This window comes from Nitrososphaera sp. (assembly GCF_050748925.1).
Lineage (GTDB): Archaea > Thermoproteota > Nitrososphaeria > Nitrososphaerales > Nitrososphaeraceae > Nitrososphaera.
This window is the reverse complement of record NZ_JBOGQF010000002.1, coordinates 25,014-33,262: the sequence shown is the minus strand read 5'-3', so window position 1 is coordinate 33,262 and position 8,249 is coordinate 25,014. Positions and strand designations below refer to the sequence as shown.

Genomic DNA, 8,249 nt, shown 5'->3' with positions numbered 1-8,249 from the left:
GAGAAAAAGAGTCTGCAGGTCCCTATGCAAGAAGCTGTCTCGAACATCGGAAATTATGACAGGATTGTCTGGATGCATACAATGTATACCCCGCGCAAAGAGGGAATAGAGCTCATCGCAAGGGCGCTTGGTGTTGACGAAGGCAAGATCGTTGTGCCAAAGGCCCGCGAGGTGGAGCAACTATTGGCAACCCAGAAAATTCCCCCGGAGCTGGACAAAGCATTGGGAGGCACTGGTGCAAAGCCTTTGCTCGTTTGCATGATGGGAAACACTTCTCTCAGGGTTGCCGAAGTACTTGCGCAGAAAGGCATCGTAGCTGAAAGCTTGAATGGCGGGATATCTGCCCTTTCTGCCGGGAAAGGCAAGCAAATACCAGAGCTGGTGCAAATGGCCACCGAATAATGTGGCTTATCCCTCCCGAATTTGTCGGATCGCATCCTCGGGGATGGTAATATGGCATGAGCAAAAGATGGACGCCCTCTTTCTAGCCTGGAAGTCGATGACATGCATGTGTAGTAGTCTCTGAGATCATTCGTCGTTGAGACTCAATCAGAAGGTGCACCTAAATGATCTGTGCCCGTTCCGCTTCTTCGCTCTCCATCGATAGACTGGACAGTCCTTGTGAGCTTGATGCCGTCTATCTTCCTAATCTTGGTAACTACAGGCTCGAGGCTCTCATCACCCACAACTTCAATTCTCGCGATGATGTCAAAGTCGCCATAAACTCCTTCAGCAGATATAACGTGGGGAATTTCGGCTACCTCTTCAAGAACTTGTTTTTCCATACCGGGCAGGGTTGTAATCATCACATAGGCTCCGGACATAGTCTCGTATCCTTTTTGATGATATTAAAGAATTGATGGTTCAATCAGTTGTCATATGCATTCTTTGCTGCAGCATTGTAAATTTCACAAGCACAGTTATTTTCCTCGCTGATTTTAGGAAATATTGATAAACAACCGCAACATTTTCTCCAAGTTAAAATAGCGCGCCGTGCTCTAAATAATATGTCAGCCGCTGATATTCCTAAATGGAAGGTGTCGGGAGACTGGTTTGATGTTTGCAGCTGCAACATTCCCTGCCCCTGCATATTTGCCCAGGCGCCAACTAATGGAGAATGCGAAGGAGTTTTGGCATATCATATCAAGAATGGGCTCTATGGCGAAACCTCACTTGCTGGCTTGAATGCCTTGGCACTGTCATATTTTAAGGGCAATATCTGGGCCGGCAATACAAAGGCAAGTATTGCCTTCTTTTTTGACGAGCAAGCGAATCAACAACAACGGCATGCCCTCCAGATGATCTTTACCGGCAGGGCTGGTGGTTTTATGGCTCAATTTGCAAAGCTCATAGGAGAAGATCGTGGAGTGAATTTTGCTCCAATCAAGTTCGAAGCAGCCGATGATCTCGCGTATTGGAGTGCAGTAATACCGGGAAAGGTGGCTGTAAAGGCTGAAGCCTTGACCGGCCCCATGACTCCCCCTGGCAAACGGGTCCAGACACTTAACGCCCCTGGAAGCGAAGTGGGACCTGGCACAGTTGCAACGTGGGGAAGCGCTGTAGAAGATGAAGTAAATGCTCCTGAAGTTCGCTACCAATGGAAGAGAAAGGGTAATTCCAGCAAGCACATTCCGTTCGACTGGAGCGGTCCCTAAGCAGAGCCAAACGCGGGATGGATAAAATCAAGAAGGTCCTGATAGTATCATTAATTTCAGTATCGGCGGTAGCTTGGGTGATATCGATTACCCAGCCGGATGTAATGGCAGCAGCAATGGTGAGTTATGATCCTGTTCTGATCTCGTTGTTTACAGTCAGCTGGACTGTCGGAATGGCGGCAATGATGTTTACTGCCATATCCCCGATGGTGCTTCTTTACAATAAACTGACCACTGGAGATGGTAGCAGCAATGCGCAGGCCCTCACGCAGCAAGATGAGAAACCCTCTCTGCATTCTCCCGGGACAATTCTGTTTGTAGGAAGCTATCTGCTAGTCTGGGCATTGACGGGGATAGCGCTGCTTCTTGGCTGGTCCCTCATCATGAATAGCACGGTCATGAATATTGCCGAAGGTGGGCAACAGCAAAGTGCAATTTACGGCGCGATTCTGATTATTTCTGGCTTTTATCAATTCAGTCCTATAAAGTCAAAATGCCTCGGCTACTGCGAGTCCCCGATGAGCTTTTTCATGAGGAGGTGGAGCAACGGCTCTCCCGGCGCTATCCGGATGGGGATGTATCATGGCATGTATTGTTTTGGATGCTGCTGGCCGTACTTTATGATGATGGTGGCTCTAGTATGGATGAATGTGTTATGGATGGCTCTGTTTGCAGCAATAATATTTGGAGAAAAGATGTGGTCAAAGGGGATCTGGGTTGCCAGAGCAGCCGGCATTGCATTTGCCGCCGTCGGAATTCTTGCAGTTGCAGGAATAGTTACTGGTGACTTCCTGACAGGTAGCACGGGCATGACGATGCACGATGATGATAACATGAACGACAGGGCGACGATGACCGACTCGAATGAAGAAAAAATGACGTCAATGCAGTCCCATTAGTTCGTATTTGTCTTCCGTGGTCCTGCTCTTTGACACGCAAAAATGCATATGCTGGGATTGTCTGAGACAATGATCAAGTTATAGGGTGATTGAATTTCGGATTATTTTTCGAATGATTTACCTTGGCCCGGTGCGAATCTACAACTTTGATCGCGTAATAAAGGACATCCAGAGCGTCCTCTGAAAGCCCCGCTTGTTTTAGCGCATCAACGTCTACTCCAAATTCCCTTAATTCTACATACAGCTCTGTAATCTTGCTTTGGGAAAGGAGCATCTGAGCTGAGATGGGCACATCAGCTATATGCGGAACGCGACTGCAAAGGATGTAGTTGAATGTCGCTTATTGTTGATTAATGGCGTTCTGGATAACTGTTGCCCATTTGTTGATACTTTGATCCATCCTCACGAATTAGCTTTCTGGCGCTTCCTTTTCCCCTAAAATAATTATGATTGATCTGACGGCTTGTTTCGGTATGTGAAATTATCTTTGGAAAGCTGCCTGACATAAGTCATTATTATCTTGTTGATGTCGTTAACAAACAGTACGAAGACCAGACGAACGTAGAAACCAACGGGGGCCCTGTCTTCCCTGCAATTACATTTGGCAGGAGCCCCACTTTTAATGAAAAAGCGAGGCTGTCGCACGTGAGCTGACAGCCCGTTTTCGCTCGATTGTTGAAGAGTGTGGGAAACCAGAACACATTTTGCTTGGATGTGTTTGAAGCCAATCGATGCTGCAATTCAAGGGCCGGGATAATGGGCAACGATTATAACCTTGCGGCGTCAGCCTCGCTCGTCATTGCCCGAACCTTTTACGGGGTAAACTGGTTCAACGTAGCTGCAATCTTTCCCCTCATTGCGCTGGAGTTTGGCCAGGATGTCGCCCTGCTGGGCTCGATATCTGCCGCATTTTTAATTGGGGTAGGAGCGTTTCAGGTGCCGTCCGGGATATTTGCAGCCAGGTACAGCCCGCGCACGTCTGCCATAGTCGGAATCGCAATATCGTCAGCGGCTGCCCTGGTTTCTGGCCTTGCCTTTGAGGCGTCGCAGCTAATATGGCTGCGCTTTATCGTTGGCTCTGGCATGGCTTTCTTTTTCAGTTCTGGCGTGGTGCTCATTGCAAGCTATGCCAGCAGGAGCTCGCCCGGCCTTTCGATAGGATTGATGAATGCCGCCCATTCTGTAGGGGGCGTCATCGGCATTCTCGGCTGGATTGTCATTGCAATAGCTATTGGGTGGAGGCAAAGCCTGATCCTGGGTGGAGCAATCGGCCTTGCCACTGCATTGCTGATGGTGCTGATCATTCCAAGAACAAGAACCGAAAGCGCTAGCAGTCCTTCTGATCGCAAGCCACTGACCGGCTCGGATGTCTATAAAGTGCTGACAAGCCGGCCGATAATTGCGCTCGGCCTGGCCCTCACTGGAATCCAGGCAGCGTGGGCTCTGACGTTGACGTTCATCGTAGTATACCTGCAAGAACTTGCGGCCTCTTTTGAAATAATAGGGATCATAGCAAGCGTTGCCTTGATCTCTGCCATAGTTTCTGCGCCATTGATGGGAAGGATCTATGACAGGATGTTAAAGGACGCCAGAAAGGTCCTGCTGATTTGCGGCGCCGCCATAAGCTTGGCTACTGCTTCAATATCGACGGCAACCCTTCCTGTCATAGTCGCAGCCGTCATAGCGATCGGCTTTTTTGCAGGCGGCGCGTTTACCGTTGCCTATGCAAAGGCTCGCAGAACGCCAGTCAAGGGCTTGCAACTTGACGGCAACGGTCCCAATATCGGCGCGCTGAACGTTGCATGGGTAAACGGCCTGTCTCTTTTGGGCGTGTTGTGGATGCCTGTTGCGTTTTCCTACGCGGTCCAGTACGGCGGGGGATATAATGCAGCGTGGATTATCGCTGCTGTCATCACGGCATTATTTGTGGCCGTCCCCTTGCTCAAGGTAGAGAAATAGGGCGCGATTCAATCCTGTAGGCCACATCCAGCGCCCTTCTGTCATCATAATTTCCTCATTATTCCTGCTGGGTCTAAAGCATGAGATAGCCGTCTGGCCCGACGCTAGCAATGGATGTGGCATGAAGGACATTAACCCGGGGCCAGACGGCTAATGTCTGTTCCTGTCCTTGCAGTTACCATTACGTCCAACTCGTATATTTTAGCCTCGCTCATTTCCCGCCACTACTGTGGTATTACGTGCAATTTTTAGCTGTACTTTTGAATCCTTTATTTTACAACCATGACGGAACAAGGCGAGTTCTTTAGCACTTTTTCTGAAACACTCCCAAGGAGAACTTCCTTCAGGAACCCTATTCCTCTTCTTCCAACAATCACCAAGTCGGCATCGACGTTTCCGCAATACTCGCAGATCGCATCCGCTATGTCGTCTGATTTGAGGAATTCTGACTTTATCATGTTTTGAAAGGTAAACAAATTGCTGTTTACCACTAACGCCTCATGTACACTTTTGGCTTCTCCTTCCATCCTCTGGAGCTTGAGATAGTCTACCCTTCCTTCCGTGTCCACAATCTTGCTATTCTCGATAACTGTCAATACAATTGTCTCGCACCCAGTGGCGTTTGCTAATTGGGATGCGAATTGGATACATCTCTTGGCATGTTCCATTGATAAATCGACGGCAACCACGACCCGTTTTATGCCATCAACTTGCATGGCCGCAATGCGCACGACTGGCTAGATTAGCGTTGTTAAACTTTTGATTGCATCTGTTTGCATATGAATGGAAATGGAAAAATAAAGGCAAAATCTCTGGATATGTAAACCCGTGGGAACCGACAAGCAGCAAGAAGGCAGAAAAAATGGATTAATGGCGTTAATCTGCGCCGGGCCATTGCGAACATTTGTGCACCTGTCAGGTGGCTATGCCGCGAAAATTCGATCAAATGCGGGCCCGCCTGTCAAGACCAGCTCAAGGACGCGGATTGTGCCTTCGCTTGTATCTCTTGCCGGAGCCCTGATCGGCATTTCTGCAATAGGCTACACGGCATCCCATTTTTCGCTGCCACTCTTGGTAGCTCCCTTTGGAGCTTCTGCTGTTCTGCTTTTTTCTGTCCACGATAGCCCCTTGGCACAGCCGCGGAGTACCATCCTTGGCCACGTGCTGTCCGCATTTACGGGAGGGGTGGTTGCCATCGCGCACACTCTATACTTTGGAAACAGCATTCCAGAATCAGAATCATACATCTGGATTGCAATTTCCGTTGCGATATCCATCTCTGCAATGCAAATCTCGCGGCTGACGCACCCGCCGGCTGGAGCAACTGCCTTTATTGCGTCTACAGCGGTAAGCGATCTGGAGTCGCTTGCGGGATTTATGATCCCTGTTACCATCGGCGCGCTTGTTCTGGTTGCAGTGACAATCATTTTTAACAACGCAATCCCGTCAAGAAGGTACCCTGTCTACTGGTAAGGCCTTTACAGTTTGCAGGTAATCGTCTTTTCCTAGTCTTTGTCATCCAAAATGGCTGTAGCAGCCGATCGAGACGTCTCGAAGAATAAAATAGGAAGGATCAGGAAAGTCGATGTCGATTGACAGTGCATGTAAAATGAGAGAAAGGAGGAGAACTAGTTCTCCTCTTCATCCTTTCCTGCTGCTTTTTTCTTGGGCGCCTTTTCGTCTACGTCGTCCAGACCCCTCTCGTTGACAGTAAAGCGCGTATCGCTATACGGATGGTACGGCGAGTCAATCATCTTGGCGACTCTGTCTACGCCTGCTTTGCGGAGATAAATCCTGTATGTTGAGGCGTGTCCGATAACGTTTCCACCCGCGGGCTTTGTCGGATCGCCAAAGAACGTGTCCGGCGTAGACTGCACCTGGTTTGTAATTACGATTGCCACGCCATACATTTCTGCAACCCTGGTGAGTTTGTGCATGACGCCATTGAGCTTTTGCTGCCTGTCAGCCAGTGTTCCGCGCCCGGCAAATTCTGCCCTGTGCAAGGAGATGATGCTGTCGACTATAACCAACTTGGCCTTGAACTGCTCGATGTACCTGCCGAGCTCCTTCACGAGCAGCTCAAGATGGGAGCTGTTGTACAGCTTGCAGATTGCTATATTCTGCAACGTGTCGGCCGAGTCCATTCCCCTTGCCCGGGCTATCTGATCGACACGCTCGGGCCTGAACGTCCCCTCGGTATCAAGCCAGATGGTTTTTGACCCCAAGCCTCCTGACTCTGGCGGCTGATTGGCCAGCACGGCCAGCGTGTGGCAAATCTGCGACTTGCCGGAGCCAAATTCACCGTAAAACTCTGTAATGGCATGAGTCTCGATCCCTCCAAGCAGCAGCTCATCAAGTGCTTTAGAGCCGGTAGAGCAACGCAGGATGGACTTGCGTTTTTCAAGCTGGATATCGGCCGTGGTGAATTCATTGTCAAGGACCTTGGTATCCTGCAAAAGTTTCTTTGCTGCCAAGATAAAGTTAGTAGCACTGTCTTTTGTACTTCCGATTTCAGTCGAAAGTTCTTCAGAGCTCATTACGGCAAGCTGGACAACCGATCCGATGCCTGCTTCTCTCATCTTCCTGGCCGTGGTCGGGCCCACGCCTTCCAAATCTTCAAGTTCAAGATCGACTGCCGACGATTTCTGCTTTGGTTCTGCCATAAAGATAATCCATTTCCTATGCAATATAAGAACAGCCGCACCTAGGGGGGAGGGAGTCCACCGGCACCGTGGTTTGCATACCTTAAGCAGTTCTCGAGCCAAATCAAGTGCGAGGCGACTATTTCTTGTTCTTGTTTACCGTTGCATACCCGATTCTCTTGGCAACCTTGGAAGATTTGCCTCGCTTCCTTTCAGAGTTCGCAATATGCTTTGCCTGCCTGTCCTCTTTTTCCGTAAAGCGCCGTGTTTTTGCCCGTGGCAATATAATAAAAAACGATTTCATTTTATTAAAGATTTTCTACGCCATGTATTTGTCCCGCAGCTCCTTTCGATTCTGGAACACGGTGTAAGTACAGAAATTCTCTCCGGTCGGCATTCAAAACTGTTTAAAGAAATTTTCACGTATATCTCTTGTGAGCAATAGCCCGGACCGGAAAGACCGAAATACCGACAAAATCGTAGTGGCGGACGATGACAACGTCCCGCATCTGGAAAATATGGGCAATGTCCAAGGATCAAACAAAAATGGCAACAACGTTCAGAATCGGAACGTCGAGAAAGAAGTGTAAGCCTCGCGGTTGTCCTTGATTTCAAATAAAAAATAGCGCTAACTTGGAACCTGTTTTTTCAAAATTACCGTAGATTCCGTAAAACTTATTTCATAATTTTTTAGAACATCCATGCCCAGCAGGCTGGGATACATCTCTTGGCTAGCTTTTTCAACGCCACTTTGTCTCAGGAATTTTACAGGCTTGACATCTGCGGATTCTATTCCTTCTCCAAAATACAGATGACACGACTCTGCTAAGTACGCCTCGGCCTGGCCGCCAATGCCCAGCGAATTTTGGACTTTTGCCAATCTGGAATAGTCTACTTTCATTCCTCTCGCGTCAAATTCGTTTATTGTGGTGATGGCAGTTCCCGTGTCCACAACCATTAGGATATCCTTGTTAATCTCCAGTTGATCGCAAATAAATTTCACGTAAATGAATGGCAGCCAGCCCGTTATCAGACGGCCCTCGATGCTCAAGCTCTCTCAATTAGATGTTTCTTGGGATTAAATCCTAGCGATT

9 protein-coding genes and 1 pseudogene are annotated in these 8,249 nt (G+C 48.7%); 5 read left to right on the top strand and 5 right to left on the bottom strand.

All coding sequences use genetic code 11. The annotated features are described in order from the left end of the window. Window positions 1–402: pseudogene (locus ACREAY_RS00445) on the top strand (pyridoxal-phosphate dependent enzyme); the annotation flags it as partial. 143 nt (window positions 403–545) lie between these two features. Here ACREAY_RS00445 and ACREAY_RS00440 read toward each other — a convergent pair. Further along, window positions 546–824 (bottom strand): Lrp/AsnC ligand binding domain-containing protein, encoded by a 279-nt coding sequence (locus ACREAY_RS00440; protein ID WP_431753782.1) that lies wholly within the window; start codon window positions 822–824, stop codon window positions 546–548. 183 nt (window positions 825–1,007) lie between these two features. Here ACREAY_RS00440 and ACREAY_RS00435 point away from each other — a divergent pair, with 183 nt between their 5' ends. The 3 genes from ACREAY_RS00435 to ACREAY_RS00425 all read left to right on the top strand — a co-directional run bounded on the left by ACREAY_RS00435 (window position 1,008) and on the right by ACREAY_RS00425 (window position 4,513). Next, entirely contained in the window at window positions 1,008–1,655 is a 648-nt protein-coding gene (locus tag ACREAY_RS00435; protein ID WP_431753781.1) for a DUF1326 domain-containing protein, read from the top strand. Between the two features lie 17 nt (window positions 1,656–1,672). Beyond that, window positions 1,673–2,554 (top strand): DUF2182 domain-containing protein, encoded by an 882-nt coding sequence (locus ACREAY_RS00430; RefSeq protein WP_431753780.1) that lies wholly within the window; start codon window positions 1,673–1,675, stop codon window positions 2,552–2,554. Between the two features lie 756 nt (window positions 2,555–3,310). Continuing rightward, complete coding sequence (locus ACREAY_RS00425) at window positions 3,311–4,513, top strand: MFS transporter (protein WP_431753779.1); 1,203 nt, start codon at window positions 3,311–3,313, stop codon at window positions 4,511–4,513. A 269-nt stretch (window positions 4,514–4,782) separates the two neighbouring features. On the opposite strand, the gene ACREAY_RS00420 is transcribed toward ACREAY_RS00425, so the two are convergent. Beyond that, window positions 4,783–5,229, bottom strand: a complete 447-nt coding sequence (locus ACREAY_RS00420; RefSeq protein ID WP_431753778.1) for a universal stress protein — start codon at window positions 5,227–5,229, stop codon at window positions 4,783–4,785. A gap of 154 nt (window positions 5,230–5,383) precedes the next feature. On the opposite strand from ACREAY_RS00420, the gene ACREAY_RS00415 reads away from it, so the two are divergent. After that, window positions 5,384–5,986, top strand: coding sequence for an HPP family protein (locus ACREAY_RS00415; RefSeq protein WP_431753777.1), 603 nt, complete (start codon window positions 5,384–5,386; stop codon window positions 5,984–5,986). Window positions 5,987–6,141: 155 nt separating this feature from the next. On the opposite strand, the gene radA is transcribed toward ACREAY_RS00415, so the two are convergent. The 3 genes from radA to ACREAY_RS00400 all read right to left on the bottom strand — a co-directional run bounded on the left by radA (window position 6,142) and on the right by ACREAY_RS00400 (window position 8,206). After that, on the bottom strand, window positions 6,142–7,176 hold the full coding sequence (gene radA, locus ACREAY_RS00410; RefSeq protein ID WP_431753776.1) for a DNA repair and recombination protein RadA: 1,035 nt from the start codon (window positions 7,174–7,176) through the stop codon (window positions 6,142–6,144). A gap of 118 nt (window positions 7,177–7,294) precedes the next feature. Next, the gene (locus ACREAY_RS00405; protein WP_431753775.1) at window positions 7,295–7,438 is read right to left on the bottom strand and encodes a hypothetical protein; all 144 of its coding nucleotides are present in this window, start codon (window positions 7,436–7,438) and stop codon (window positions 7,295–7,297) included. Between the two features lie 345 nt (window positions 7,439–7,783). Beyond that, window positions 7,784–8,206, bottom strand: a complete 423-nt coding sequence (locus tag ACREAY_RS00400) for a retroviral-like aspartic protease family protein (protein ID WP_431753774.1) — start codon at window positions 8,204–8,206, stop codon at window positions 7,784–7,786. Window positions 8,207–8,249: the final 43 nt, after the last annotated feature.